Annotated in this window: 21 protein-coding genes, 1 pseudogene and 1 riboswitch; of the genes and pseudogenes, 7 read left to right on the top strand and 15 right to left on the bottom strand. The window is 72.7% G+C overall.

Features of this window, described 5'->3' with window-relative positions; all coding sequences use genetic code 11:
• Positions 1–33: 33 nt before the first annotated feature.
• The gene (gene holA / locus QP939_RS29805) at positions 34–1,014 is read right to left on the bottom strand and encodes a DNA polymerase III subunit delta (protein WP_285449504.1); all 981 of its coding nucleotides are present in this window, start codon (positions 1,012–1,014) and stop codon (positions 34–36) included.
• 146 nt (positions 1,015–1,160) lie between these two features.
• A riboswitch (SAM riboswitch) is annotated at positions 1,161–1,294 on the top strand.
• Between the two features lie 13 nt (positions 1,295–1,307).
• On the opposite strand from holA, the gene thrC reads away from it, so the two are divergent.
• A complete protein-coding gene (gene thrC / locus QP939_RS29800) occupies positions 1,308–2,573 on the top strand; it encodes a threonine synthase (RefSeq protein ID WP_285449503.1) in 1,266 nt (421 codons plus the stop codon).
• Between the two features lie 243 nt (positions 2,574–2,816).
• Here thrC and QP939_RS29795 read toward each other — a convergent pair whose 3' ends face one another.
• The 7 genes from QP939_RS29795 to nadD form a co-directional block, all read right to left on the bottom strand.
• Complete coding sequence (locus tag QP939_RS29795) at positions 2,817–5,198, bottom strand: ComEC/Rec2 family competence protein (protein ID WP_285449502.1); 2,382 nt, start codon at positions 5,196–5,198, stop codon at positions 2,817–2,819.
• A gap of 626 nt (positions 5,199–5,824) precedes the next feature.
• Positions 5,825–6,547 (bottom strand): ComEA family DNA-binding protein, encoded by a 723-nt coding sequence (locus QP939_RS29790; protein ID WP_285449501.1) that lies wholly within the window; start codon positions 6,545–6,547, stop codon positions 5,825–5,827.
• A gap of 148 nt (positions 6,548–6,695) precedes the next feature.
• Entirely contained in the window at positions 6,696–7,553 is an 858-nt protein-coding gene (locus QP939_RS29785) for a DegV family protein (protein WP_285449500.1), read from the bottom strand.
• A gap of 4 nt (positions 7,554–7,557) precedes the next feature.
• On the bottom strand, positions 7,558–8,286 hold the full coding sequence (gene octT, locus QP939_RS29780) for a diglucosylglycerate octanoyltransferase (RefSeq protein WP_285449499.1): 729 nt from the start codon (positions 8,284–8,286) through the stop codon (positions 7,558–7,560).
• Between the two features lie 3 nt (positions 8,287–8,289).
• The gene (locus QP939_RS29775; protein WP_285449498.1) at positions 8,290–8,901 is read right to left on the bottom strand and encodes a histidine phosphatase family protein; all 612 of its coding nucleotides are present in this window, start codon (positions 8,899–8,901) and stop codon (positions 8,290–8,292) included.
• Positions 8,898–9,293 (bottom strand): ribosome silencing factor, encoded by a 396-nt coding sequence (gene rsfS, locus QP939_RS29770; RefSeq protein WP_125314748.1) that lies wholly within the window; start codon positions 9,291–9,293, stop codon positions 8,898–8,900. The genes QP939_RS29775 and rsfS overlap by 4 nt, the downstream gene beginning before the upstream one ends.
• A 59-nt stretch (positions 9,294–9,352) precedes the next feature.
• Entirely contained in the window at positions 9,353–9,922 is a 570-nt protein-coding gene (gene nadD, locus QP939_RS29765) for a nicotinate-nucleotide adenylyltransferase (RefSeq protein WP_239071095.1), read from the bottom strand.
• Positions 9,923–10,119: 197 nt separating this feature from the next.
• On the opposite strand from nadD, the gene QP939_RS29760 reads away from it, so the two are divergent.
• The 5 genes from QP939_RS29760 to QP939_RS29740 all read left to right on the top strand — a co-directional run bounded on the left by QP939_RS29760 (position 10,120) and on the right by QP939_RS29740 (position 16,089).
• Positions 10,120–12,231, top strand: coding sequence for a RecQ family ATP-dependent DNA helicase (locus QP939_RS29760; RefSeq protein WP_285449497.1), 2,112 nt, complete (start codon positions 10,120–10,122; stop codon positions 12,229–12,231).
• A 98-nt stretch (positions 12,232–12,329) separates the two neighbouring features.
• Complete coding sequence (locus tag QP939_RS29755; RefSeq protein WP_285449496.1) at positions 12,330–13,616, top strand: MFS transporter; 1,287 nt, start codon at positions 12,330–12,332, stop codon at positions 13,614–13,616.
• A 69-nt stretch (positions 13,617–13,685) separates the two neighbouring features.
• The gene (gene argS / locus QP939_RS29750) at positions 13,686–15,410 is read left to right on the top strand and encodes an arginine--tRNA ligase (RefSeq protein WP_285449495.1); all 1,725 of its coding nucleotides are present in this window, start codon (positions 13,686–13,688) and stop codon (positions 15,408–15,410) included.
• Between the two features lie 11 nt (positions 15,411–15,421).
• Entirely contained in the window at positions 15,422–15,808 is a 387-nt protein-coding gene (locus QP939_RS29745; protein ID WP_285449494.1) for a PPOX class F420-dependent oxidoreductase, read from the top strand.
• Complete coding sequence (locus QP939_RS29740; RefSeq protein ID WP_285449493.1) at positions 15,805–16,089, top strand: putative quinol monooxygenase; 285 nt, start codon at positions 15,805–15,807, stop codon at positions 16,087–16,089. Before QP939_RS29745 ends, QP939_RS29740 begins: the two co-directional genes overlap by 4 nt.
• Positions 16,090–16,102: 13 nt before the next feature.
• On the opposite strand, the gene proB is transcribed toward QP939_RS29740, so the two are convergent.
• The 5 genes and pseudogenes from proB to QP939_RS29715 all read right to left on the bottom strand — a co-directional run bounded on the left by proB (position 16,103) and on the right by QP939_RS29715 (position 22,489).
• Positions 16,103–17,212 carry a glutamate 5-kinase gene (gene proB / locus QP939_RS29735; RefSeq protein ID WP_285449492.1) on the bottom strand — a complete coding sequence of 370 codons (1,110 nt, stop codon included), beginning with the start codon at positions 17,210–17,212 and terminating at the stop codon, positions 16,103–16,105.
• Complete coding sequence (gene obgE / locus QP939_RS29730) at positions 17,209–18,666, bottom strand: GTPase ObgE (RefSeq protein ID WP_285449491.1); 1,458 nt, start codon at positions 18,664–18,666, stop codon at positions 17,209–17,211. The genes proB and obgE overlap by 4 nt, the downstream gene beginning before the upstream one ends.
• Before the next feature lie 108 nt (positions 18,667–18,774).
• On the bottom strand, positions 18,775–19,032 hold the full coding sequence (rpmA, locus tag QP939_RS29725) for a 50S ribosomal protein L27 (protein WP_086846674.1): 258 nt from the start codon (positions 19,030–19,032) through the stop codon (positions 18,775–18,777).
• 40 nt (positions 19,033–19,072) lie between these two features.
• Positions 19,073–19,387 carry a 50S ribosomal protein L21 gene (gene rplU, locus QP939_RS29720; protein WP_125315034.1) on the bottom strand — a complete coding sequence of 105 codons (315 nt, stop codon included), beginning with the start codon at positions 19,385–19,387 and terminating at the stop codon, positions 19,073–19,075.
• A gap of 164 nt (positions 19,388–19,551) precedes the next feature.
• Positions 19,552–22,489: pseudogene (locus QP939_RS29715) on the bottom strand (translation initiation factor IF-2 N-terminal domain-containing protein).
• 657 nt (positions 22,490–23,146) lie between these two features.
• Here QP939_RS29715 and QP939_RS29710 point away from each other — a divergent pair.
• Positions 23,147–24,574 carry a S8 family peptidase gene (locus tag QP939_RS29710; RefSeq protein ID WP_285449490.1) on the top strand — a complete coding sequence of 476 codons (1,428 nt, stop codon included), beginning with the start codon at positions 23,147–23,149 and terminating at the stop codon, positions 24,572–24,574.
• On the opposite strand, the gene QP939_RS29705 is transcribed toward QP939_RS29710, so the two are convergent.
• Together QP939_RS29705 and QP939_RS29700 are read right to left on the bottom strand one after the other, a co-directional pair.
• Complete coding sequence (locus tag QP939_RS29705; protein WP_285449489.1) at positions 24,571–25,392, bottom strand: ABC transporter permease; 822 nt, start codon at positions 25,390–25,392, stop codon at positions 24,571–24,573. The two genes, QP939_RS29710 and QP939_RS29705, sit on opposite strands and share 4 nt — an antisense overlap.
• Positions 25,392–26,192 (bottom strand): ABC transporter permease, encoded by an 801-nt coding sequence (locus QP939_RS29700; RefSeq protein ID WP_285449488.1) that lies wholly within the window; start codon positions 26,190–26,192, stop codon positions 25,392–25,394. The genes QP939_RS29705 and QP939_RS29700 overlap by 1 nt, the downstream gene beginning before the upstream one ends.
• Between the last annotated feature and the right edge of the window lie 147 nt (positions 26,193–26,339).

The raw sequence follows: 26,339 nt of genomic DNA, 5'->3' as shown, positions 1-26,339 counted from the left end.
CCGCCGCCAGCTCGCTCGGCCGTGGTCTTCCGGTCAGCGGTCGCCCTTGGCGGCGGCCACCTCCAGGACCGCGCGCTCCAGCGCGTAGCCCGGGTCCGCCGCCACGCCCTTGACCTCCGCGTTCAGGCGGGCGACCACCCGCATCGCCGTGGCGAGGCCGTCCGGGTTCCAGCCGCGGGACTGGCCCTGGGCCTTGCGGACCTTCCACGGCGGCATCCCCAGCTCGCCCGCCATCTGGTTCGGGTTGCCGCGGCCCGCGCCGGACACCCGCGCGATCGTGCGGACCGCGTCCGCCAGCGCGTCGGCCACCAGCACGTGCGGGACCCCCAGCTGCATCGCCCAGCGCAACGACTCCAGCGCCGCCGCGCGGTCGCCGCTCACCGCCTTCTCCGCCACCGCGAAGCCGGTCACGTCCGCTCGGCCGCGGTGGTAGCGGCGGACCGCGTCGGCGTCGACCGTGCCGCCCGTGTCGGCCACCAGCTGGCTCGCCGCGGACGAGAGTTCCCGCAGGTCGGACCCCACGGCGTCGATCAGCGCCGCGACGCCCGCCGGGTCGATCTTGCCACCCGCGCGGCGCACCTCGTGGCGCACGAACTGCTCGCGCTCGGCCGGCTTGGTCAGCTTCGGGCACTCCGTCACCTCGGCGCCGGCCTTCTTCAGCGCCGCCGGGAGCGACTTGCCCGCCTTGCTGCGGCCGCCGCCGGTGTGCACGACGACCAGCACCACCCCGTCCGCCGGGTCCTTCAGGTACGCCGCGACGGCGTCGGCCAGCTCCTGTGAGATGTCCTGCGCCGACTCGAGGACGATCACGCGGCCCTCGCTGAACAGCGACGGGCTCACCAGCTCGGCCAGCTCAGGCGCTGTGAGATCCGACACCCGGACGCGGGTCAGCTCGGCCGTGGCGTCCATCGCGCGGGCGGCGGCGAGCGTCTCGCGGACGGCCCGCTCGATCAGCAGTTCTTCCTCGCCGAGCACCAGGTGCAGGGGGGCCGGGGCGGTGGCTTGCGCGGTCACGGGGGAATCTTCTCACTTGCTCGCCCGTGCGCCCGCTCCGGTGATGTCGGCCGGGCACCATGGCACGGCGTGAGCGCCATGTCGTACGGTGTAGCCGAGGCAGCCGCCCCGGATCATCCGGCGTGCGCGCGCCGACAACCGAATACCGCTCATCCAGAGGGGCAGAGGGAACGGCCCGACGAAGCCCCGGCAACCGGCGTACAGCCCGTCATCCCGCGATCGCGGGGTAGCTGACGACCACGGTGCCAATTCCGGCCCGCTTCGGCGGGGCAGATGAGGAAAGGAACCTCGCGATGACCGCAACCCTCGGCACGACCTCCACCACGAAGACCCCGGACCTGGGTCCCGCCGTCGAACTGGTGTCGAAGGAAGAGGGTCACCGGCAGCCGCTCGCCCCCGAGTTCGTCTCCGCCGAAGACTTTTCGCCGCTCGAGGTCGCCTACGACTTCGGTCGCGTCCGCCGCGAAGACATCGAGGCCGGCCCGAAGAACATCTGGCGCTACAAGAAGCTCCTCCCGGTTCCGTCCAACGTGGAGGAAATCCCGAACACCGAGCCGGGCGCGACCCGCCTGGTGCGCGCCGACCGCCTCGCCAAGGAGCTCGGCCTCAAGCGCGTCTGGGTCAAGGACGACACGGGCAACCCGACGCACTCCTTCAAGGACCGCGTCGTCGCCGTCGCGCTGGCCGCGGCGCGCGAGTTCGGGTTCGAGGTGCTCGCATGTCCGTCGACCGGCAACCTGGCCAACGCGACGGCCGCCGCAGCGGCCCGCGCGGGCTGGCGGTCGGTCGTGCTGATCCCGAAGACCCTCGAGCGCGCCAAGATCCTCACCACCGCGGTGTACGACGGCGACCTCATCGCCGTCGACGGCAACTACGACGACGTCAACCGCCTCGCCACCGAGCTTGCGGGCGAGCACCCGAAGTGGGCGTTCGTGAACGTGAACGTCCGGCCGTACTACTCGGAAGGCTCGAAGACGCTCGCCTTCGAGGTCGCCGAGCAGTTGGGCTGGCGCATCCCGCCGCAGATCGTCGTGCCGATCGCCTCCGGTTCGCAGTTGACGAAGGTGGACAAGGGTTTCCGCGAGCTGGGCCAGCTCGGGCTCGTGGAAGCCAGCCCGTACAAGGTGTTCGGCGCGCAGGCCACCGGTTGCTCGCCGGTGTCGGCCGCGTTCCGCGCGGGCCAGGACGTGGTCCAGCCGGTGAAGCCGGACACGATCGCCCGCTCGCTGGCGATCGGCAACCCGGCCGACGGCCCGTACGTGCTCGACATCGTCAACCGCACCGGCGGCGCGATCGAGGACGTCACCGACGAAGAGGTCGTCGAAGGCATCCGCCTGCTGGCCCGCACCGAAGGCATCTTCACCGAGACGGCTGGCGGGGTCACCGTGGCCACGGCGAAGAAGCTGGTGGAGACGGGCAAGCTCGACCCGGACGCCGAGACGGTCCTCCTGATCACCGGCGACGGCCTCAAGACCCTCGACGCGGTCGAGAACCACATCGGCCCGAAGGCGACCGTGCCGCCCTCGGCCGCCGCGGTGAACGAGGCGCTGGGCTACTGACGCCCTCCTGGGGCGGGCGAGCTGCCCGCCCCAGGCTTGCCGGGCGCCAGTGCCGGGACGACCGACTCGGTTAGCGCAGCTCGACGACAGACGCACCTCAGCGACGGGCGGGCGTGCTGCCGCCCCAGGCCGCCGGACGTCCGGTCAGGCATCGCGCGCGGGGCGACAAGACCCGCCCGGCTCAGCGCCGGGGCCCTCCGCAGTGGCCGCCAACGGCTCGCGCAGCTCGACGACACGCGCTCCTCAGCGGCGGGGCGGGCCGCGTGGCTCGCCTCGGCGGGCGACGGCCGGGCCCGACGGGTCGCCCACCACCGCGGTGTCACCGTCCACATCGGTCCGGGCCACCAGCGCACCCAAAGCCGCCAATGCGTCCATTGTGGACTTACTGGGATGGCCGTAAGTGTTGCCCGCGCCCACGCTCACCAATGCCACCCGCGGGGCGACCGCGCCGAGGAACGACGGCAGCGAGTAGCGCGAACCGTGGTGGGGCACCTTCAACACCTCCGCTCTCAGATCACCGACGTCGGCCAAGAGGTCGGCCTGCGCCGCCAGTTCGACGTCGCCCGTCAGCAACACCCGTCCCGCCGGGGTTTCCGCCCGCAGCACCACCGAACTGTTGTTGATCGTGGTGCCGTCCTGCTGCCCGATCGCGCGCGCCGGGACGTAGCGCGGGCCGAGCACGTCGAGGGCCAAGCCGGGCCAGTCCAGCCGCTCCCCCGGGCTCAGCTCCACCAGCGGCACCGCTTGCCGGGCGGCCTCCGCCGCGACCTGACGCCACGCCCACTCCGGCGCCCGTCCGGGACCGACGGCGATCCCGCCGACCGCGCGACCCTCGAAGACCGACGCGAGCCCGCCGATGTGGTCGGCGTGCAGGTGGCTCAGCACCAGCAACGGAATCCGGTCGACACCCAGCCGATGCAGGCACTCGTCGACCGGGCCCGGCTCGGGTCCGGCGTCCACGACGACGGCCCGTCCCGGCTCGGCTGTCGCCAGCACGAGCGCGTCGCCCTGGCCGACGTCGCACTCGACGACCGCCCAGTTCCGCGGCGGCCATGCCGGGGCGATCACCCGCACGGGCACGAACACCAGCAGCGCGCCGACGACCAGAATCGCCATGAGCAGCCGGACCCGCCGGTGCCGGGCGGCGAGCACCAGCACCACGAGCACCACGGCGGCCAGCAGTCCACCGGCCCATCCGCCGGGCCAGGCGACGACCGCGCCCGGGGCCCGCGCGCCGTGCCGCGCCACCGTGATCAGCCACCGCGCTTCCGGGTCGGCCAGGTGCACGAGGACCGTCCCGGCGCCGGGCCACCACGGGCCGACGACCGTCGCCAGCACGCCGAGCACAGTCGCCGGGGCAACGACGGGAGCGGCCAGGACGTTGGTCAGCACCGAAACCAGGCTGACCGAGCCCGCCATGCCCGCGAGGACCGGCGCCGTGACCAGGAAGGCCGCCAGCGGGATCGCCAGCCCTTCGGCGAACCCCGGTGGGAAGCCCCGGCGGACCAGCGCATCGGCCCAGCGGGGTGCGAGCAGGACCAGGCCCGCGGTCGCGAACACCGAGAGGGCGAAACCGAAGTCCGTCGCCATCGCCGGGTCCGCCACCACCAGCACGCACACCGCGAAGGCCAAGGCGGGCAACGCCGAACCGCGCCGTCCCAAAGCCAGGGCCAGCAACGCGACCGCCGCCATGACGCCCGCGCGGAGGACGCTCGGCTCCGGACCGACCAGGACGAGGAACCCCACCAGGCACGCTCCCGCCGCCACTGCCGAGAGCCGAGGCCCCAGGCGCAGCAAGCGAAGCAGGAGCAGGACCGCGCCACAGGCCACGGCGAGGTTTCCGCCGCTGACGGCCGTGAGGTGGGCCAGGCCCGCGGTGACGAACTCCTGCTCGACGCGCGGGGACAGCGCGCTCGTGTCGCCCAGGACCAGGCCCGGCAGGAGGCCCGCGGGTTCGTCCGGCAGGGACTGGCACAGGTCGTGGAGGCCCGCCCGCAGGTCGGCCGCGGCTTGCTGCCACCACGGCGCCGGGCTCGGCTCGCCCGGCGGGCCGCGGACGGACAGGACCGCGACGGTCAGGTCCGCGCCGCGAGGTGGCATCAGGCGGCCTGTCGCGGTTATCTCTTGGCCGGGCAGGAGGGAGGCCCACTGCGCGACCGGCGCGAGGAGGAGTACGCGGCCGGACGACGGGACGAGGCGGCCGTCGACCGACGCTGTGCGCACCTCGGTGGCCAGGACCACCGATCGGGCTCCGGCCTGCTGGTCGGCGTAGCCCGCGCTTCGCACGGGCTTCGGTCGCTCGGCGACGACTACCCGCAGCGTCGCCGGAAGTCCTTCGGCCGCGGCTGCGCGGAGTTCGTCGTGCTGGGCCTCGCGGATGCGCCAGGCGACCGGCCCGGCGGTGACGAGACCCAGGACCAGGAGCGCCGCCGCCGCGCTGACCGCTCTGGGCCGGGTGCGGGCTCGCCACAGCACCAGCCCGGCGACCGCTGCCGAGGCCAGGCCGATCGCGACGGCCGTCCACCAGCCGAGGAGGAGCCCGGCCAGTGCGGCCAGCCAGCAAATCAGCGCGGCCGGGACCAGCCGCATGTCCTGGCGGGTGTCCGGGGTGGGGATGGTGCTCATTCGGCTTCTCCGGGACGGTCGGCGATCGAGTGAGGGGGTGTCTCCGCGGGATCGGCTCGATGGCACTCATCGGGCCCCCCGTCGCGACCGCGGGCAGTGGTCGCCGGTGGCCAGGGCTCGGGGCTCGGGGCTCGCGGCTCGGAGGCCGGGCCTCACGGCTCGTGCTCGGGGCTCGGGGCTCGGGGCTCACGGCTCGGAGGCCCGGGGCTCACGGCTCGTGCTCGGGGCTCGGGGCTCGGGGCTCGGGGCTCGGGGCTCGGGGCTCGGGGCTCACGGCTCGGAGGCCCGGGGCTCACGGCTCGTGCTCGGGGCTCGGGGCTCGGGGCTCGCGGCTCGGAGGCCCGGGGCTCACGGCTCGTGCTCGGGGCTCGGGGCTCGGGGCTCGGGGCTCGGGGCTCGGGGCTCGGGGCTCGGGGCTCGGGGCTCGGGGCTCGGGGCTCGGGGCTCGGGGCTCGGGGCTCGGGGCTCGGGGCTCGGGGCTCGGGGCTCGGGGCTCGGGGCTCGGGGCTCGGACGAGCGTGGTCCCCGGCGGGACGACCGGCGAGACCGCGATCGATCGGCCGGGCGCCACCGAAACCGCATGGTCGCCCACCCGCTGGAAACCCACGAGACCAGCTCGATCGCGCTCATCCGACCGTCACCTGCTCGCGGAGTCGCTCGAACTTGCTCTCCCCGATGCCTTCGACGTCGCGCAGCTGCTCGATCTTGGCGAAGCCGCCGTGGTCGGTGCGCCACTGGATGATTCGCTTGGCCGTCACCTCGCCGACCCCCGGCAGCGCGTCCAGCTGGTCGGTGGTCGCCGCGTTGAGGTCGACCTTCCCGCCGCCCGCCGGGTCGCCGGGTGCGGCGGCGGGCGCCGGGATGCCGACCGCCAGCTGCTCCCCGTCCGCCACCCGGCGGGCGAGGTTCAGCGTCGACAGGTCGGTGCCCGGCTCCGCGCCGCCCGCCGCTCGCAGGACGTCCGCCACCCTCGATCCCTGGGGCACCGTCACCAAGCCCGGTGACCGGACGCGGCCGATCACGCTGATGACGAGACCCGCCTGGGGCGCGGCGCGGGCCGGCGCCGCGCCGGCCGCCGGTTTCGCGGTGGGAAGCGCGGGTGCGGGCTCGGGTGCCGGACGGCCGCCGAGGAGGGCCACCGAACCGAGGATGAGCACCACGACCGCCGCGCACACTCCGGCGAACGCCCACCGGCGGCGGCCCGCTCCGGCCGTTCCACCCGGCAGCCAGCGCCGGACCAGGCGACCTCCGGGGCCGACCGTGCTCGCGTCGGGCGAGAGCTGGTCGGCCAGCCAGGAGAGCCGGTCGTTGACGGGGAGGCCCGGATCCCGGGCGGTCTGCTCGAACACACGATCGACGTTAGGGCCCGCGGGGAGGCGTCCGACAGGGGTGCCGTCGCGGCCTGTGGACAACCGGGGTGTTGTGGACGGATCCGGCCGGCCCGGCCCGGGGACGGCCGGTTCCGTCGTACCCGGGTGGCATGCTGGTGGGTTCGGGCTAGCTACGGGGCGGCACGGTGCGCTGGACGACCACCCCGAGCACGCCGGGCCCGGTGTGCGCCCCGATCACCGCGCCCAGCTCGGAGACCACGCAGCCCGCCGAGCGGGGCACCGCCTCCTCCAGCCGGTTGGCCAGCTCGACCGCCCGCTCGGGCGACGCCAGGTGGTGCACCGCCAGCTCGACGTCGTCGTCGGCCGCGGCCTTGGCGGCCAGCTCGACCAGCCGTGCGATCGCGCGGTTCATCGTGCGGACCTTCTCCAGCGGGAGGATCCGGCCCTCGGACATGTGCAGCACCGGCTTCACCGCCAGCGCCGTGCCCAGCAATGCCGCCGCCGGGCCGATGCGGCCGCCGCGGCGCAGGTGGTCCAGGGTCTCCACCACGAACAACGTCGACGAGCACCCGGCGGCGGTCACCGCGGCGGCTTCGACCTCGGCCGCGTCGGCCCCGGCGGAAGCGGCCGAAGCGGCGTGCAGGGCGGCGAAGCCGAGCCCCATCGCGGTGGTGCGCGAGTCGACCACGCGGACCCGGTCCGGCCCGACCTCCTGCGCGGCCAGGACCGCCGCTTCCCAGGTGCCCGAAAGCTCACGGGAGAGGTGGACCGACACGATCGCGTCCGCGCCGTCGGCCAGCGCCGCCCGGTACTCGTTCACGAACTCGGTGGGGGTCGGCCGCGACGTCGTGACGATCTTGCGCTGGCTCATCGCCTCCGCGACGGCCGCCGGACCGGTCTCGACCCCGTCGAGGGAGACCACGCCGTCGACCAGGACGTGCAGCGGCACCACCCGGACCGCGTGCCGTTCGGCGAAGCCCTCCGGCAGGTGGGCGGTGGAATCCGTGACTACGGCGACCGACACGCCGTCAGCCTACGTGCCGGGGGGCCAGCACCGGCGCCATCAACACGGACATCGCGTCGCCGACCGCGGCGTGTCCTTTCCAGCCCCAGTGCATGCCGTCCGGGTTTCCCTCGCCGCCGAGCACGTGCTCCCCCACGACGGCTTCGAGGTCCAGCAACGGGATTCCGGCCCGCGCGCCCCACGCCGCCATCGCGGCCGCCGCGGCGGGACGTGCCGTGTGGACGTTGCCGTAGGCGGCCGCGCGGTGCACCGACGGCAGCCAGCCGAAGATCGGCAGCTCCGGCCGCAGGACGCGCAGCGCGCCGACGGCCGTGTCGAGGTACTGCACGGTGAGCTTGGCGGGCAGCACCGCGGGACGCCCGCGGAACGCGACGGACAGCCGTGGCTGGGCCGCGAGATAGGCCTTGCGCACCACGCGCCGCACCGGGTCCGGACGCAGGTACCGCAGTCCCGTGCGCAAGTAGGTCGGCAACGGCGAGGGCAGCGTGTCCATGCTGCCGACCGCCAGCACGACCGCGTCGACGTGGTGGAGGTCGGCCCAGACGCGGGGATCGCCGGTCAGCGACCACCAGGCGTCGCGCGCGGTCCAGCCGATCCCGGCGACCAGGTCGGCGGTGCCGCCCAGCGCGGCGGCCGCGACGTTCGGCCACAGCCGCGGCTCGTCCGCGGCGCAGGGTCCTTCCGGACCGTGAAAGCTCAGCGAATCGCCGAACACCAGCAGGCGCGGCCCCATCGGCTAGCCGTGCATCCCCGCGTTGTAGGCGTGCAACCGCCACTTGCCGTCGCGCCAGCCCAGTTCGACCCAGTGGCAGTTCTGGATCCCGCCCAGCGACGGCCAGATCTCCACCGGCAGCTTCAGCAGCCGTGCGGTGAGCGCGATGATCAGCCCGCCGTGCGCGGCCAGCAGCACCGTGTCGCCCACCTCGGCGTTGGCCTGCAGGTCGGCGACCACTTCACCGGCGCGGTCGGCGACGTCGACGCGGTTCTCGCCGCCCGGCGGCGCCCACGTCGCGTCGGTGCGCCAGCGGGCGCGCTCGCCGGGGTAGGCCTCGTCGACCTCCGCGCCGGTCAGCCCCTGCCATTCGCCGAGGTGCGTCTCGCGCAGCCGCTTGTCGATCCGCAGCGGGACGCCGATCGCGTCGGTGAGCACGGTGGCCGTGTCGGTGGCGCGGCGCAGGTCGGACGCGATGACGAGGTCCGGGGAGAACCGGGCCAGCGCGGGGACCGCGAACCGGGCCTGGTTCCAGCCGACCGGGGTCAGCGCCGAGTCCAGGTGCCCCTGCATCCGCCCGGCGGCGTTGTAGTCCGTCTCGCCGTGGCGCCAGAGCACGAGCCGCCGCGGGCTCACGGGACGTCCGGGTCCTCGTCGGCGGGCGGCTCCTCGAGGCCGTCCACCTCGATGCGCGGGCAGTCCTTCCACAGCCGCTCGAGGCCGTAGAACGTGCGCTCTTCGACGTGCTGGACGTGCACGACGACGTCGACGTAGTCGAGCAGCACCCAGCGCCCCTCGCGGGCGCCTTCGCGGCGGACCGGCTTGTGCCCGCTCTCGCGCAGCTTCTCCTCGACGTTGTCGACGATCGCGCCGACCAGGCGCTCGTTGGACGCGGAGGCGATGACGAAGGCGTCGGTGATGACGAGCTGCTCGGACACGTCCAGCACGACTACGTCGCTGGCCTTCTTGTCCGCCGCCGCGTGTGCGGCCGCTACGGCCAGCTCTCGTGCCTCGGACGTGGCTGCCACGGTGCTCCTTCTCAGATCGGGTTCGCCCGAGAAGGGTACCCGCCGGGACCAGGGGCGCTTCAGTCGCTCTTCCGGTACAGATCCTTCTTGGCGATGTAGCGGACGACGCCGTCGGGAACGAGGTACCAGACCGGCTCCCCGCGCTCGACGCGGTCGCGGCAGCCCGTGGACGAAATGGCCATCGCGGTGACCTCGACGAGGCTCACCTTGCCGCTGGGCAGGTGGTGCGAGTTGAGCCGGTAGCCGGGCCGCGTGACGCCGATGAAGTGCGCGAAGTCGAACAGCTCGTCGGCTTTGTGCCAGGTCAGGATCTGCTCGAGCGCGTCGGCGCCGGTGATGAAGAAGAGCTCGTCGTCGGGGTACTCCGCGTGCAGGTCGCGCAGGGTGTCGACGGTGTAGGTCTGGCCGCCGCGGTCGATGTCGACGCGGCTGACCGAGAACACCGGGTTGGACGCGGTCGCGATGACCGTCATCAGGTAGCGGTCCTCGGCCTTGGTCACCTGGCGGCCGGTCTTCTGCCACGGCTGGCCGGTGGGGACGAAGATCACCTCGTCGAGCCCGAACCGGGACTGGACCTCGCTGGCCGCGACGAGGTGGCCGTGGTGCACGGGGTCGAACGTGCCGCCCATGACCCCGATCCGCCGTGGTGACATGACTGAGGAGCCTATACAGCGGAAGCGCGGATCGTCGGGTGCTGTTCACCACCTCGCCCGACCGGGCAAATCCTGTGATTCAGATCACATTACGGCCCGTATCGGTCGCGAACCTTCCGTTCGCGGCGCCGCCGATTCCCGGTCTGTCGGTCCCATGGGGTAGACGTGGGGACGTGGACACCACCAGCACCGCCTCAGCACTCCGGGACCGCGCCGAAACCCTCCTCCGGGCATTGGCCGGCGACTCGGCGAAGCTGCGCGAAGACCAGTGGACGGCCATCGAGGCACTGGTCGCGCAGCGCCGCCGCGCGCTGGTCGTGCAGCGCACCGGCTGGGGCAAGTCGGCGGTGTACTTCCTGGCCACGGCGCTGCTGCGGGAACAGGGCAGCGGGCCGACGGTGATCGTCTCGCCGCTGCTCGCGCTGATGCGCAACCAGATCTCGGCGGCGGCGCGGGCCGGGATCCACGCGGCGACCATGAACTCGGCGAACGCCCAGGAGTGGGACCAGGTCCAGGCGGCGGTCGCGGCGGGCGAGGTGGACGTCCTGCTGGTCAGCCCCGAACGGCTGAACAACCCGGACTTCCGCGACAACGTGCTGCCGAAGCTGACCGCGAGCACCGGCCTGCTGGTGGTCGACGAGGCGCACTGCATCTCCGACTGGGGCCACGACTTCCGGCCCGACTACCGGCGCCTGCGGACGTTGCTGGGCGACCTGCCCGACGGCGTGCCGGTGCTGGCGACCACGGCGACGGCGAACGACCGCGTCGTCACCGACGTCGCCGAGCAGCTCGGCCTCGGCACCGGCGCCGACACGCTGGTGCTGCGCGGCAGCCTCGACCGGGAAAGCCTGCGGCTGTCGGTGTGCCGGCTGCCGACGTCGCAGGCGCGGCTGGCGTGGCTCGCCGAGCACCTGGCCGAGCTGCCCGGCTCCGGGATCATCTACACGCTGACCGTGGCGGCGGCGCACGACGTCGCGTCGCTGCTGAAGGACCGCGGCTACCCGGTGGCGGCCTACACCGGCAAGACCGACCCGGCCGACCGTCAGGCGGCCGAGGACGACCTGCTCGGCAACCGCGTCAAAGCCCTGGTCGCGACGTCCGCACTGGGCATGGGGTTCGACAAGCCGGACCTCGGGTTCGTCGTGCACCTCGGTGCTCCGTCGTCGCCGATCGCGTACTACCAGCAGGTCGGCCGCGCCGGGCGTGGCGTCGAGCGCGCCGAGGTCGTGCTGCTGCCCGGCGAGGAGGACAAGGCGATCTGGGCGTACTTCGGCTCGCTCGCGTTCCCGGACGAGCTGCGGGTGACCCAGGTGCTGAACACGCTGGCGTACGCCGACCGTCCATTGTCGACGGCCGCGCTCGAGCCGTCGGTGGAGCTTTCCCGCTCCCGCCTGGAGATGGTGCTCAAGGTGCTGGACGTCGACGGCGCGGTGCGGCGCGTGAAGGGCGGCTGGACGAGCACGGGTGAGGAGTGGCAGTACGACCGCGGGCGGTACCAGCGCGTCGCCGAGGCCCGTGACCGCGAGCAGGAGGCGATGCTCGGCTACCTCGCGACCGAGGGTTGCCGGATGGAGTACCTGCGGCGCCAGCTCGACGACCCCGAGGCGGCGCCGTGCGGGCGGTGCGACAACTGCACCGGCGACCACTGGGACACCACGGTGGCCGACGACGTCGCCGAGGCGACCCGCGAACGGCTGCAGCGCCCGGGGGTCGAGGTCGCGCCCCGGAAGCAGTGGCCCACCGGAATGTCCTCTTTGGACATCCCGGTCTCCGGCCGGATCTCGGCCGACGACCAGGCCGAGCCGGGCCAGGTGCTCGGGCGGCTCACCGACGTCGGCTGGGGCAACCGGCTGCGGGAGCTCGTCGGGCCGCAGGCGAAGGACGCCGAGGTGCCGGACTCGGTGTTCAAGGCGTGCGTCCAGGTGCTCGCCGGGTGGCAGTGGACGGAACGGCCGGTGGCGGTGGTCGCGGTGCCTTCCTCGACGCGGCCGCAGCTCGTGTACAGCCTCGCCACGCGGCTGGCCGAGATCGGCAGGCTGGACTTCCTCGGCGCGCTCGACGCCGAGGGCCCGCCGCCGAGGCAGGCGAACAGCGCGCAACGGCTGGCCGACCTGTGGCGGCGGATGAGCATGCCCGCCGACCTCGCGGCGACGTTGCCCGCCGGGCCGATCCTGCTGGTGGACGACGTCATCGACACGGGCTGGACGATGACGCTGGCCGCCCGGTTGCTGCGGCGGGCCGGGTCCCCGGCGGTGTTGCCCTTCGCCTTGGCCAGTACGGCATAGCGGAAAGGAGAACACGAACTTCGGACAGACAGAACCTTTCGCACCGCGAACGAATGTGGCAAAGTCCCGTTCCACCTTCGGGTGACGTGGAGGCCGCCATGACCGAGTCCACCGTGCAGGTATCCCAGCGGCACCGGCTGCCGGTGCGCAAACTGTTCGCGGCCAGCGCGGGCAACGCGCTGGAGTGGTTCGACTGGACCATCTACGCGACGTTCAGCATCTACTTCGCCGGCGCGTTCTTCCCCTCCGGCAACGAGACCCTGGCCCTGATCAACACGTTCGCGACCTACGCGCTCGCGTTCTTCTTCCGGCCGCTCGGCGGCGTCCTGCTCGGGCGCTTCGCCGACACCCGGGGACGCAAGCCGGCCATGATCCTCACCATCCTGCTGATGGCGGGCGGCTCGGTCGCGATCGGGCTGCTGCCGACGTTCTCCCAGGTCGGGTGGCTCGCGCCGATCCTGCTGCTGCTCGCCCGCGTCGCGCAGGGGCTGTCGCTCGGCGGCGAGGTGTCGAACGCGTCGGCCTACCTGGGCGAGATCGCGCCGCCGGAGCGGCGGGGCCGGTACTCGGCGTTCTTCTACATCTCGACCGGGTCGGCGGTCCTGGTCGCGACCGTGCTCGGCTTCGTACTGGCCCGGGCGCTGGACAAGGCGGAGCTCGCGTCCTGGGGCTGGCGGCTGCCGTTCCTGCTGGGCGGCGTATTCGGCCTGGTCGGGCTGTGGCTGCGCCGGAGTCTCGCCGAGACCGAGCTGTTCGAGCAGAAGAAGACCAAGGCTCGGAAGCTCGAGCGCCCGCTGCTGACGACGTTGACGCACCACCCCAAAGCCGTCGGCAGGCTCGTCGGTTTCACGATGCTCTCGACGCTCTGCTACTACACGTTCTTCAGCGCGCTGACGTCGTTCGCGGTGAAGAACCGGCACGCGGACGCCGACGCGGTCTTCCTCGCGCTTTCGGTCGGCACGGCGTTGTTCATCGCGCTGCAGTACCCGATGGGCGCGCTCGCCGACCGGGCCGGGCGGAAGCCGCAGCTGCTCGTCTGGTCGGGGGTGACGGCGGTCGTCGTCGTGCCACTGTCCACTTTGATCGGGCCGAACATCGGCGGGCTGCTCGTGGTGTTCTGCGTCGGGCTCGGGCTGTACACGGCGATGACGTCGATCGCGCCGGCCATCATGAGCGAGCTGTTCCCGACCGAACTGCGCGGGCTGGGCATCGGTGCCTGGTACAACCTGACCGTCGCGGTCTTCGGCGGCACCGCTCCCCTGCTCATCACGCTCTTCGGCACGGTCTCGCAGACGCTCTACTTCTGGTATGTGGCCGTGGGCGCGGCGATCGCGTTCGCCGTCATCCTCACGCTGCCCGAGACGAAGGGCAGCGAGCTGCGCTAATCCCTTCGTCACCGCTCGGTGACGCTCGCTAGGCTTCGGACTCCGTCACTGAGCCGAAGGAGGGACACCGTGCAGCAGACCGCCGACGTTACCGAGGAGCTGGCGCGCCGCGTGGTGTCCGCCGCCCGCCGGGCACTGGATGTCGAGCTGACGCCCGAGCAGGCGCTGATCCAGGCGTCGCCCCGCGACGGCGTCGACTACCAGGGCAACCTCGCCATGAGCCTCGGCAAGCGGCTCGGCCGCCCGCCGCGTGAGGTCGCCGGGCTGATCGCCGGGGCACTGGAGCTCGACGGGATCGCGGACCCGCCCGAAGTGGCCGGCCCCGGGTTCCTCAACTTCGTGCTGCGGCGGGACTGGCTCGAAACGCGCACCGCCGCGCTGCTCGGCGATCCGCGTCTCGGCGTGCCGGAAACGGCGTCGCCGCGGCGGATCGCGCTCGACTACAGCAGCCCGAACGTCGCCAAGGAGATGCACGTCGGGCACCTGCGCACGTCGGTGATCGGCGACGCGCTGGCCCGGCTCCTGCGCTTCGCCGGGCACGAAGTGCTGCCGCACAACCACCTCGGTGACTGGGGCACGCCGTTCGGCATGCTCATCGAGCACCTCCTCGACGTCTCGTCGGAGCACCGCGCGATCGCCGACCTCGACGCTTTCTACCGCGAGGCACGCCGGAAGTTCGACGGTGACGAAGCGTTCGCGACGCGGTCGCGCGAGCGAGTCGTGCTGCTGCAGAGCGGCGACGAAGAGACGCTCGGAATCTGGCGTGAGCTCATCGCGGAGTCGACGCGGCACTTCAACGAGGTCTACGCGCTGCTCGGGATTTCTCTCACCGACAAGGACATCTACGGCGAGAGCTTCTACAACCCGTATCTCGCCGCCGTGGTCGAAGACCTCGAAAAGGCCGGGCTGACCGAACTCAGCGACGGCGCGGTCTGCGTGTTCCCGGAAGGCTTCCGCAACCGCGAGGGCGACCGGCTGCCGCTGATCGTCCGCAAGCGCGACGGCGGCTACGGGTACGCCGCGACCGACCTCGCGACCGTTCGCTACTGGACGGCCGAACGCGGCGCGACCGACCTGCTCTACGTCGTCGGGGCGCCGCAAGCGCAGCACTTCGCGATGGTGTTCGCCGTCTGCCGCGCGGCGGGTTGGCTGACGGGCAACGCCGAGCACATCGGCTTCGGCACGGTGCTGGGCGCGGACGGCAAGACGATGCGGACCCGCGCAGGCGACACGGTGAAACTGGCCGACCTGCTGACCGAAGCCGTGGCGCACGCGGCGGCCGTCGTCGCCGAACGCAGTGAGCTCGACGCCGCGGAGCAGGCCGAGGTCGCGAGGGCGGTGGGCATCGGCGCGGTCAAGTACGCCGACTTGTCCGGCGACCGCGAACGCGACTACGTCTTCGCCTGGGACCGGATGCTCGCCACCGAGGGCAACACCTCGGTGTACCTGCAGTACGCGCACGCGCGGACGGAGTCGATCCTCCGCAAGGCGGGCGGCGTGCCCGACGGCACGGAGATCATGCTCGAAGCGGCGGCGGAGCGTGCGTTGGCACTGAAGCTGCTCAGGTTCGGCGAAGCGCTGAAGGCTGCGACGAGCGCGTACGCGCCGCATAAGCTCTGTACGTACCTGTACGAGACGGCGGTCGCCTTTTCCCAGTTCTACACCGAATGTCCGGTGCTCAAGGCGCCGTCGCCGGAGTTGCGCGCGTCGCGGCTGCGGTTGACTACGCTGACGTCGCACACGCTCGCGCTCGGGCTCTCCTTGCTCGGGATCGAGGCGCCCGAACGGCTTTAGCGGAGGCCACTGTGGAACTGCCCGGCGACCTGGTCGCGCTGCTGCGCGAACCCAGCCTCTGCTTCCTCGCGACGTCGATGCCCGACGGCTCGCCGCAGCTCACCCAGACCTGGGTGGACACCGACGGCACGCACGTCCTCGTCAACACCGTGCTGGGGCACCAGAAGCAGCGGAACATCGAGCGTGACCCGCGGGTGGCGCTGAACGTCGCCGACCGTGAGCGGCCGTCGCGCTACTACGCGATCCGCGGGCAGGTCATCGACACGACCGAGGACGGCGCGGTCGAGCACATCGAAAAGCTGGCGCAGCGGTACCTCGGTGGCCCGTACCCGTGGTGGGGCGGGCGCGACCAGACGCGGCTGCTCCTGACCATAAAAGCGGATCGGATCACGTCATGATCATCGTCGCCGGGTGGCTCGCCGTCGCTCCCGAAGAGAGTGACACCTACCTCGAAAGCTGCGTCGAAGCCGTCCGGCTCGCGCGGGCGGCGCCCGGCTGCCTCGAGTACGCGCTGGGTGCCGACCTGCTCGATCCCGGCCGGGTCACCGTGTACGAGCGCTGGGAATCCGATGAGGACCTCGAGCGCTTCCGCGGGTCCGGGCCGTCCGACGAGCAGGCCGCCCGGATCCTCGACGCGTCCGTGGCGCGCTACCGGATTTCGGCCGTCGAAGCGCCGTGACGCGCCGGTGGGGCTAGCGGCGCAGGGGGACCAAGTCGTCCGCGTGGACCACCTCGCGGCGCTGCTCCGCCGGGAGCTCGTGCGTCGAGCGGCCGATCAGGTCCGGCAGCTCCGTCGCGTCGAACGCCACCACGCCGCGGGCCACCGGGCGGTCCTTCGCGTCCACCAGGTCCACCACGTCGCCCGCCTGGAACTCGCCCGCCACGCCCGTGATTCCCGCCGCCAGCAATGACCTCCGGCGGCCGACCACCGCCTTCACCGCGCCGTCGTCGAGGCGGAGCCTGCCCGTGGTGTCCGCCGCGTAGCCCAGCCAGAACCTGCGCGCCGACAGCCGCGTGTCCGCCGGGGCGAACGCCGTTCCCGGCGATGCCGCTGTCAACGCCGCCGAGGCTTCCGAGGCCGCCGCCAGGAGGACCGGGATGCCCGCTCCCGCCGCCGTCCGGGCGGCCGCCAGCTTCGAGACCATTCCGCCCGTTCCCAGGCCGGAGCTGGACATGCCGACCGATATTCCGTCCACATCGGACTCCGAGAGGACCTCGGTCAGCTTGCGGGTGGCCCCTTCACGCGGGTCGCCGTCGTACAGGCCGTCCACATCGGACAACAGGATCAGTGCGTCCGCGCCGATCAGGTGCGCCACCAAGGCCGCCAGGCGGTCGTTGTCGCCGAAGCGGATTTCCTCCGTCGCCACCGTGTCGTTCTCGTTCACCACCGGGACCGCGCCCAGGGCCAGCAGCCGGGAGAACGTGCGCTGCGCGTTGCGGTAGTGCGAACGGCGGACGACGTCGTCGGACGTCAGCAGCACCTGCCCGACCGTCAGCGCGTACCGCCCGAACGACTCCGCGTACGCGTGCGCCAGCGCCAGCTGGCCGACGCTCGCCGCCGCCTGCTGGGTCGCCAGGTCTCGCGGCCGCTTGCCCAGGGACAGCGGAGCCAGGCCCGCGCCGATCGCGCCCGAGGACACCAGGACGATCTGCGTGTCGCGGGCGACGCGCTCGGCGATCGCGTCGACCAGGGCGTCCAGGCGGGCGGCGTCGAGGCCGCTGCCCGCCGTCGTCAGCGCCGACGAACCGACCTTGACCACCAGCCGCCGGGCGGCGGCGATGGCCTCACGCGTGCCGCTCACTCTTCGACGTCCACGTCTTCGTCGAACTCGCCCGTGCCTTCGCGGCGGATCCGGCGGGCCTCCTTGCGCTCGGCCGCGCCGACGCGGTCGCTGCGCTCCAGCCGGACGTCCGTGCCGCGCCCGGACAGGTGGACCGCCACCGACGGCGTCGACGGCTCCCACTCGAACTGGACGTCGCCGATCGTGACCGGGCTGCCCGGCTTCGCGCCGAGCTTCGCCAGCTCGTCCTCGACGCCCAGGCGGTTGAGCCGGTCGGCCAGGTAGCCGACGGCCTCGTCGTTGGCGAAGTTCGTCTGGCGGATCCACCGCTCCGGGCGGGCGCCGCGCACGATGAACGCGCCCTCTTCCTCCGGGTCGATCTCGACGGTGAACCCGGAGTCGTCGACGGCGAGCGGCCGCAGCACGATCTTCTCCGGCTCCAGCACCGGCTGCGCCTCGCGGTACTCCTCGACGATCGCGGCCAGCGCGAACGTCAGCTCCCGCAGGCCCTTGCGCGACGCCGTGGAAACCTCGAACACGCGGAGGCCGCGGGCTTCGAACTCCGGCCGGACGAACTCGGCGAGCTCGGCCGCCTCCGGGATGTCGATCTTGTTGAGGACGACGACACGCGGCCGCTCCTCGAGCTTCCCGCCGAGGCTCGGCGTGTACTTCGCCAGCTCGGCCTCCAGCGCGTCCACATCGGACACCGGGTCGCGGCCGGGCTCCAGCGTGGCGCAGTCGACGACGTGCACCAGCACCGCGCAGCGCTCGATGTGGCGCAGGAAGTCGAGGCCGAGGCCCTTGCCCTCGGACGCGCCGGGGATCAGGCCGGGCACGTCGGCCATCGTGAACACCGTGTCGCCGCCGGTGATGACGCCGAGGTTCGGCACCAGCGTGGTGAACGGGTAGTCGGCGATCTTCGGCTTGGCCGCGGACAGCACCGAGATCAGCGACGACTTGCCGGCCGACGGGAACCCGAGCAGGCCGACGTCGGCGACCGAGCGCAGCTCCAGCGTCAGGCTGCGGGCCTCGCCCGGCTCGCCCAGCAGGGCGAACCCGGGGGCCTTGCGGGCCTTCGACGCGAGCGCCGCGTTGCCGAGACCGCCGCGGCCGCCCTGGGCGGCGACGAACGTGGTGCCGGGGCCAATCAGGTCGGCGACCATCTCGCCGTCTTCGGTGAACACGACGGTGCCGGACGGCACCTTCATCACCAGCGTCTCCCCCGCCGCGCCCGCGCGGTTGCCGCCCTGGCCCATCTTGCCGCTGCCCGCCTTCGCGTGCGGGCGGAAGTGGAAGTCCAGCAGGGTGTGCACGTTCGGGTCGACGACCAGCAGGACGTCGCCGCCGTTGCCGCCGTTGCCGCCGTCGGGGCCGCCGAGGGGCTTGAACTTCTCGCGGTGCACCGAGGCGCAGCCGTTGCCCCCGTCACCGGCGGTCAGGTGGATGACCGCGCGGTCCACGAACCGGGACGCCATGACTCTGCCTCACTTCACTCAACGACAAGGTACGAACAAAACAAACGAGGGGTGGCACCGGATATTCCGGCCCCACCCCTCGTCAGAGGTCTAGACAGAAGCCGAGACTCAGGCTTCCGACGGTACGATGTTGACCGTCTTGCGGCCACGCTTCTCGCCGAACTGGACCGCGCCGGCGGCCAGGGCGAACAGCGTGTCGTCGCCGCCACGGCCGACGTTCACGCCGGGGTGGAACTTGGTGCCGCGCTGGCGGATCAGGATCTCGCCCGCGTTGACTTCCTGGCCGCCGAAGCGCTTGACGCCGAGGCGCTGCGCGTTCGAGTCACGACCGTTGCGGGAGCTGGACGCACCCTTCTTGTGAGCCATAGCTCAATCCTCTTTCTGAAAACGAAGATCCGGAGAAGAACTACTTGGAGATGGCGGTGACCTCGACGCGGGTCAGCTTCTGCCGGTGACCCTGGCGCTTGTGGTAGCCCGTCTTGTTCTTGAACTTGTGGATCCGGATCTTCGGACCCTTGGTCTGCTCGACGACCTTGCCGGTGACCGAGACCTTCGCCAACGCGTCGGCGTCCGTGGTGACCTCGCCACCGTCCACGAACAGCACGGCGGGGAAGGTGTGCTCGGTGCCCGGCTCGCCCTCGAGCTTCTCGACCTCGACGACGTCGCCGACGGCCACCTTGTACTGCTTGCCGCCGGTCTTGACGATCGCGTACGCCGACACGGAAGTCTCCTGCATTACTCGACAATGGGTGGGGGCTTGCGCGACCGGCCCACCTGGTGGAAACGGCGGTCCTGGACTCGCGCAGGCGGCCTGCTCTGGTGGCAGGCCGTACTACAGGTTACGTGGGGTGCCCCGGTGCGTTACCACCGGGGTCCCCTAGTCGTTCAGTTGCTCTGGTCCGAGGCGTGCACCGGCGGGCCCGCCGGTCGCGACGCGGCCCGGCGCGGACGGCGCCGGGTCGGGCGCGCGGCCGGTTCGGGCACGCTGACCTCGGGTTCGGCGACCGGCTCAGCGGCCTCCGAAGACTCGTTCACCGGCTCTTCGGCCGGCTCGGGCGCCGACGACGACTCGACGGCGGGCTCCTCGTCCAGCGGCACCGGCGTCTCGTCCGCCTCGGTGGTCACCGGGACGTCCGCGACCTCCTGGGCGGGCTCCGCGGGCGGCTCGGCCGTCACGGGCGTCTCGTCCGCCTCCGTGGTCGCGGCGGTGTCCGCGACCTCCTTGGCGGGCTCCGGGACGGGCCCGGTGCCGTTGACCGCGCCGTGGTCGTGCTCCTTGGCGGCCTTCGACGCGTTCGCCATCGCCGCCACCGCCGACGCGATCGACTCGCGCTGCTCCGGCGTCGGGACGGCGTGGACCTCGGCCTTGGCGGCTTCGGCCGGCTCCTTCGCGGCCTCCTCGCCCTTGCCGCGGCCCCGCGACCGGCGGAGCTCTCTCCCCGCCGCCGCCGTTGCCACCGCCGTTGCCGTTGCCACCGCCGTGGGAGTGCGTGCGCGGCTGCTCGGTCGAGACGATCACGCCCCGGCCCTTGCAGTGCTCGCAGGGCGTCGAGAACGCCTCCAGCAGGCCGGTGCCGATCTTCTTGCGGGTCATCTGCACCAGGCCGAGCGAGGTCACCTCGGCGACCTGGTGGCGCGTGCGGTCGCGCCCGAGGCACTCGGTGAGGCGGCGCAGCACCAGCTCGCGGTTGGACTCGAGCACCATGTCGATGAAGTCGATCACGATGATGCCGCCGATGTCCCGCAGCCGGAGCTGGCGGACGATCTCCTCCGCCGACTCCAGGTTGTTGCGGGTCACCGTCTCCTCGAGGTTGCCACCCGAACCGGTGAACTTGCCGGTGTTGACGTCGATGACCGTCATCGCCTCGGTGCGGTCGATGACCAGGTAACCGCCGCTGGGCAGCCAGACCTTGCGGTCGAGGGCCTTCGTGATCTGCTCGTCGATCCGGTGGTCGGCGAACGCGTCGCCGGTGCCGGTGTAGCGCTTGAGCCGGTCGGTCAGGTCCGGCGCGACGTGCTGGACGTAGCCGTGGATGGTCTCCCACGACCGGTTGCCCTGGATCTCCAGCTTCGCGAAGTCCTCGGTGAAGAGGTCACGCACGACCTTGACCAGCAGGTCCGGCTCTTCGTAGAGCATGGTCGGCGCGCCGCCCTTCTTGCCGGAACCGGCGGCGGCCTTCTCCTTGATGACGTCCCACTGCGCCTTCAGGCGGTCGACGTCGCGAGCCAGCTCCTCCTCGCTGATGCCCTCGGAGGCGGTGCGGATGATGACGCCCGCGTCCTCCGGGACGATCCGCTTGAGGATGTCCTTCAGGCGGCGGCGCTCGTTCTCCGGCAGCTTGCGGGAGATGCCGGTGGCGCCGCCCGCGGGGACGTACACCAGGAAGCGGCCGGGCAGCGAGATCTGCGTGGTCAGCCGGGCGCCCTTGTGCCCGACCGGGTCCTTGGTGACCTGGACCAGCACGGAGTCGCCGGTCGACAGCGCCTGCTCGATCTTGCGGGCCTTGCCCTCGAGACCGGCGGCGTCCCAGTCGACCTCACCGGCGTACAGCACGGCGTTGCGGCCGCGGCCGATGTCGATGAACGCGGCCTCCATGGAGGGCAGCACGTTCTGGACGCGGCCGAGGTAGACGTTGCCGACGATCGAGCCGGAGCCCGACTGCGTCACGAAGTGCTCGACCAGCACGCCGTCCTCGAGCACGCCGATCTGCGTCGAGTCGCCCTTCTCGGCGACGACCATCGTGCGCTCGACCGACTCGCGCCGGGCGAGGAACTCGGCCTCGGACAGGATCGGGGCGCGGCGGCGGCCGGCCTCGCGGCCGTCGCGGCGGCGCTGGCGCTTGGCCTCCAGCCGCGTCGAGCCGCGGACGCTGCGGACCTCGTCGCGCGCCGGGCGCTCGGCCTGCTCGGCCTTGGCCTGGCGGACGTGCGTGACGGTGTTGGGCGGGTCGTCCGTGGTCTCGGCCTCGTCGCCGTCCGAGCCCTTGCGGCGACGGCGGCGACGACGGCGCTTGCTGCCGCCTTCACCCTCGTCGGAGTCGCTTTCGGAGTCCGAAGCCGACTCAGCGGTCTCCTCGGCCTCTTCGCTGTCCGCTTCGGGCTTTTCGTCCCCGTTGCGGCTCTTGCGGCGCGGCTGCTGCTCTTCGGACTGGTCCTCGTTCTCGGCGGACTCGTCGCCACCCTCGGCGCCCTTGCCGCGGCCGCGGCCGCGACGGCCCCGGCGGCGACGGCGGCGGCTGCCCCCGTCCTCGCCGTCTTCGTCGAGGCCCGTGTCGGCGCCCGACGTGTCTTCGGTCTCGTCCTCGGCGACCTCGGGCTCGGGCTCGGGCCGGAGCTCCGGCTCCGCGAACGGGTCGGCGGGCTTGCGGGCCGGCTTGGCCGCGGGCTCGGCGGGCTCCGGCGGCAGGAAGACCGGCGACGGCGCGGCGAAGACCGGCAGGTGGGCGCGGGTCTTCTGACGCGGGCGCGGCTTCTCGGCCTCCGCGACCGGCACCTCGGGCACCGGCGGCGGCCCGGCCGGAGCTTCGGGCTGCGCGGCGGGAACCGGCTGGTCCGCCGCTTCGGGCGCGGCCTCGGCGGCCGCGTCGCCGGGCGTGAAGGCCTCGGCGACCTTGAGCGCCACATCCCTGGTCACGCTCGACTGTGCGCTGCGCACGGTCTCGCCCAGTTCGGCGAGCTTCGCGAGGACGTCCCGGCTGTGCGACTCGAGCAGCTTGGCCAGCGCGTGCACCCGGATCCGGGCGGGCAGGTCGGCCAGCGGCCCGGTCGTGGGTGTGGCGGGATTCCCGCCGCTGTGCTCGGCGGGTGTTTCCGCGTTCGACATGTGTCTCCTCCGCCCCCGGGCGCGTCTGCCGGTTCGCACCGGCAGGGACGCGGCCGCGCAGGGGCCCCTTTCTGCTCGTTCCGCCGTGGTGGTCACCAGCGACGGGAATCCTTGCCCGACGACCGGGCGCCGCACCACCGCACTCGGTGACGCGCAACCCGGTCAAAGGTCTGCTCGGCGCTGTGCGTGGCCAGGCATTCGCGGCCCCCGGGCCGCCCGCCACGTCGTCCAGCCGCCCGCCAACGGGCGGCGACGCGCGTCGTGCTGTACATGCACCTCACCGGGCCACAACGCCGCAGGCAGCACCTCTCACGTGCGCCCCGCGGCCCAGCGGCCACCCCGAGTATCCCACACCGGGTGACTGCTCCGGTGTACTCGGTACCTCCGCCCACGCCGCCGGGCGCGCCGCGAGCCCACCGGCCGGGGCGGGCTGAAGGGTCCGTTCGTCTCATCACATGCGAGGAAAGGACCCTTCAGCGCGTCGGACGAGACGAACGTCCCCTTCAGCACGCTTCGGGCCACGTCGCCGGGCCCACCGGCCGGGGGAACTTGGCCGTACCGCTTGTCCGCCGGGCACGGGGTGGCTACCGTGCGGCTCGGGGTGACCGGGATCTCGCGCGCCGGCACCCGCGGTTCCTGCATCCGGTGGGAGGTCCGGTGTCCCTGCTGGCGCGGCCGCTGCGAGCGGTCGTGTGCACCGTCCTGGTGCTTTCGGGATGCGTCACCGCCGGTCCGGCGGCGGCCGACGAGCCCGCCTGCGGCCACGGCCGGGCCCTGCGCTACGTCGTCACCTTCGACCGCGGCACTCCTGAGGCCACCGCGCGGTCGCAGATCACCGGGGCCTGCGGCGCGACCACCGTCTACTACCCGCAGATCGCCGTCGCGGTCGCCACGTCCGGCGACTCCGGTTTCGGCGAGCGGATCGGGCTGGACCGGGCGTTCTCCGCCCAGGCGTCGCGGCTGGCCGCGCAGCGCGCCACCGACACGGTGAAGCCCCAGCCCGCGCGGGCCGTCCTGCCCGCCACCGATCCCGCGAAGGTGCCCGACGCCGACCTGAGCGCGCGCCAGTGGGACATGCGGATGATCAACGCCGGGAAGGCGCACGCGTTCACCGACGGCAGCCGCGACGTCGTCGTCGGCGTGCTCGACTCCGGGATCGACCCGGACCACCCGGACCTCGCGCAGGCACTGGACCGCGACGACTCGGCGGGCTGCCTGACCGGCGCCCCCGACCGGTCGACGGCGGCGTGGGCCCCGACGACGTCGGTGCACGGCACGCACGTCGCGGGCATCATCGCGGCGGCCGACGACGGCCACGGCGTGACGGGCGTGGCGCCCGGGGTGCGTGTGGCGTCGGTGAAGGTGATCGACGACCGCGGCTACGCCGACCCCGAAGCGGCGGTGTGCGGGCTGATGTGGGCGGCGTCGCGGCACCTGCGGCTGACGAACAGCAGCTACTTCGTCAACCCGTGGACGCTGTCGTGCATCCGCGGCAACGACCGCGGCGTGGTGCACGAAGCCCTGGCCCGCGCGGTGGAGTACAGCACGGCGGCCGGGACGCTGAACGTCGCGGCGGCGACCAACGAGGCGGTCGACCTGACGCCGTCGGCGCGCTCGGGTTCGCCCGGCGCAGGCAGCGGCTGCGAAGCCCTGCCCGCCGGGCTGCGGGACGTCGTCGCGGTGTCGGCCGTGGGCTCGGACCGCGTGAAGGCGGGCTACAGCTCGTACGGACTGGGCGTGATCGACGTCACGGCTCCTGGTGGGGAGACCGGCGAGTGCGTGCTCTCGACGGTGCCGGGCGGGTACGCGCCGCTGTGCGGGACGTCGATGGCCGCCCCGCACGTGACCGGGGTGCTCGCGCTGCTGGCGTCGAAGGACCGGGAGGCCCGGCCACGGCAGCTGCGCCGCACGCTCGACCGCGGCGCGATGCCGATGCCGTGCCCGGCCGACTACGACCTCACCGGGGACGGGACGCAGGACGCGTACTGCGCGGGGTACGAGGAGTTCAACGGCTTCTACGGGCACGGGATGGTCGACGCGCTGGCGGCCGTCGCCCCGCGGGGACGGCCCGACCCCGCCCGTTAGGTCAGCAAGAGCTTGGCGATCCGCCGCGTCGACGCCCACAGGCCCACCGCGCCCAGGACCAGCAGGTACGCCAGGTTGACCAGCATGCCGCCGGAGAGGAGGCCCGTTGCCAGGCCGCGCATCAGCTCGATCGCGTGGTACAGCGGCAGGCAGCGGACCACCCACTGCAGCGGCTCCGGGTACACCGACAGCGGGAAGAACGTCGTCGCGAACAGGAACATCGGGGTCAGGCCCAGCTGGATGTAGTCGAACTGGGCGGTTGACCGCAGGAACGTCACCAGTGCCATGCCGATCGCCGAGAACGCCAGGCCCACCAGCAGCGCCGCCGGCACCATCAGCACGGCCCACCACGACGCCAGCAGGCCCATCGCCGCCGCGATGCCGAGGAACGCCACCGCGTAGAGGCCGCCGCGAGTGATCGCCCAGCCTATTTCGCCGAGGGCGACGTCCAGCGGGCCGATCGGCGTCGCCAGCATCGCGTCGTACAGCTTCGCGTAGCGCAGCTTGAAGAACAGGTTGTACGTCGACTCGAAGACGGCGCCGTTCATCGCCGACGTCGCCAGCAAAGCCGGGGCGACGAACGCGACGTAGCTCATCGGGTGACCGTCCGGGCCCGCCACCTCCGTGACCAGCCTGCCGAAGCCCAGCTGGAACGCGAGCAGGTAGAGGAACGGCTCGACCGCGCCGGACAGGAAGATCAGCCAGCTGCCGCGGTACACCATGACCGAGCGTTCGACGAGCATGCGCGCCCGGCCCGCGTACAGGCCGGGCGGGAGGATCCGCAGCAGCAGACCGGCTCGGGCTTCGACGGACACCATCAGACCACCAGCCTCCGGTAAAAGGCCCGGTGCGCGACCGCCCACCCGGCCGCGAACAGCGCCGCGAGAACGGCGAAGTGGCCGAGCATCGCCCAGGCGCCGACCCCGCCGACGCTCACGCCGCGAGCCAGCTGCGTGCCGTGCCACAACGGCGAGATCCAGGCGAGCCAGCGGATCGCGCCCGGCAGCTGCGAGATCGGGAAGAACGTGCCGGAGAACAACGTCATCGGCATCACGACGAAGCGGAAGATCAGGCCGAACCGCTGACCCTCGTCAAAGGTGTGCGCGGCCAGCGCCGCCATCGGGGTGGTGCAGGCGAGACCGGTGACCGTGCCCGCGACGATCACCAGCAGGACGCCCGGGCCGGTCCAGGCGCCGAAGAACAGGGCGACCAGCGCGTAGATCGCGCCCGCCAAGGTCAGCCGGAGGGCCGACCAGATCAGGTGGCCGCCGACCACCTGGCCCGGCGACACCGGGGTGGCCGTGACGGCCAGGTACTCCTTCTGCCACTTGAAACCGGACAGCACCGGGTAGCTCGACTCGCCGACCGCCTGCTGCGCGGCCCCCGCGGCGAGGAGGGCCGGGGCGATGTACTGGAGGTAGGACAGGCCGCCGGTGACCGCGCCCGGCTGGACCTGCGAGCCGAAGCCGAGGCCCATCGCGGCCAGGAAGAGGACGGGCTGGAGGCCGGTCGAGTACAAAGTGGACACCCAGTGGCGGCGGTACCAGGTCCAGCGGCCCTCGACCTGGAGCCAGGCTCCCTGCCACTTGCCGACCACGCGGCCGGTGGAGACCGTCATCGCGGCTCCCGGAGGGGGTGCGCGCGGTGTGGGGTCGGGGGCACGGCTGGGGTGCGGTGGTGGGCGGCCGAGTGGGTTGGGAGGGTGCGGCCGCGCTGCCGGGCGGCGGTTTGGGCTGGGACGCCGCCGCGAACGAGGCCACGCCGC

Origin of the sequence: Amycolatopsis nalaikhensis, from assembly GCF_030264295.1 — a bacterium.
In the GTDB taxonomy this organism is placed as follows: Bacteria; Actinomycetota; Actinomycetes; order Mycobacteriales; family Pseudonocardiaceae; genus Amycolatopsis; species Amycolatopsis nalaikhensis.
This window is presented reverse-complemented; position numbering and strand designations above follow the sequence as displayed.

Bases quoted from the DNA above. Each gene is read 5' to 3' on its own strand.
- thrC (WP_285449503.1), top strand. From the start codon at position 1,308: ATGACCGCAACCCTCGGCACGACCTCCACCACGAAGACCCCGGACCTG.
- octT (WP_285449499.1), bottom strand. From the start codon at position 8,286: ATGGGGCCGCGCCTGCTGGTGTTCGGCGATTCGCTGAGCTTTCACGGT.
- rpmA (WP_086846674.1), bottom strand. From the start codon at position 19,032: ATGGCTCACAAGAAGGGTGCGTCCAGCTCCCGCAACGGTCGTGACTCG.
- QP939_RS29795 (WP_285449502.1), bottom strand. From the start codon at position 5,198: ATGAGCACCATCCCCACCCCGGACACCCGCCAGGACATGCGGCTGGTC.
- QP939_RS29755 (WP_285449496.1), top strand. From the start codon at position 12,330: ATGACCGAGTCCACCGTGCAGGTATCCCAGCGGCACCGGCTGCCGGTG.
- obgE (WP_285449491.1), bottom strand. From the start codon at position 18,666: ATGGCGTCCCGGTTCGTGGACCGCGCGGTCATCCACCTGACCGCCGGT.
- QP939_RS29740 (WP_285449493.1), top strand. From the start codon at position 15,805: ATGATCATCGTCGCCGGGTGGCTCGCCGTCGCTCCCGAAGAGAGTGAC.
- nadD (WP_239071095.1), bottom strand. From the start codon at position 9,922: ATGGGCGGCACGTTCGACCCCGTGCACCACGGCCACCTCGTCGCGGCC.
- QP939_RS29700 (WP_285449488.1), bottom strand. From the start codon at position 26,192: ATGACGGTCTCCACCGGCCGCGTGGTCGGCAAGTGGCAGGGAGCCTGG.
- QP939_RS29705 (WP_285449489.1), bottom strand. From the start codon at position 25,392: ATGGTGTCCGTCGAAGCCCGAGCCGGTCTGCTGCTGCGGATCCTCCCG.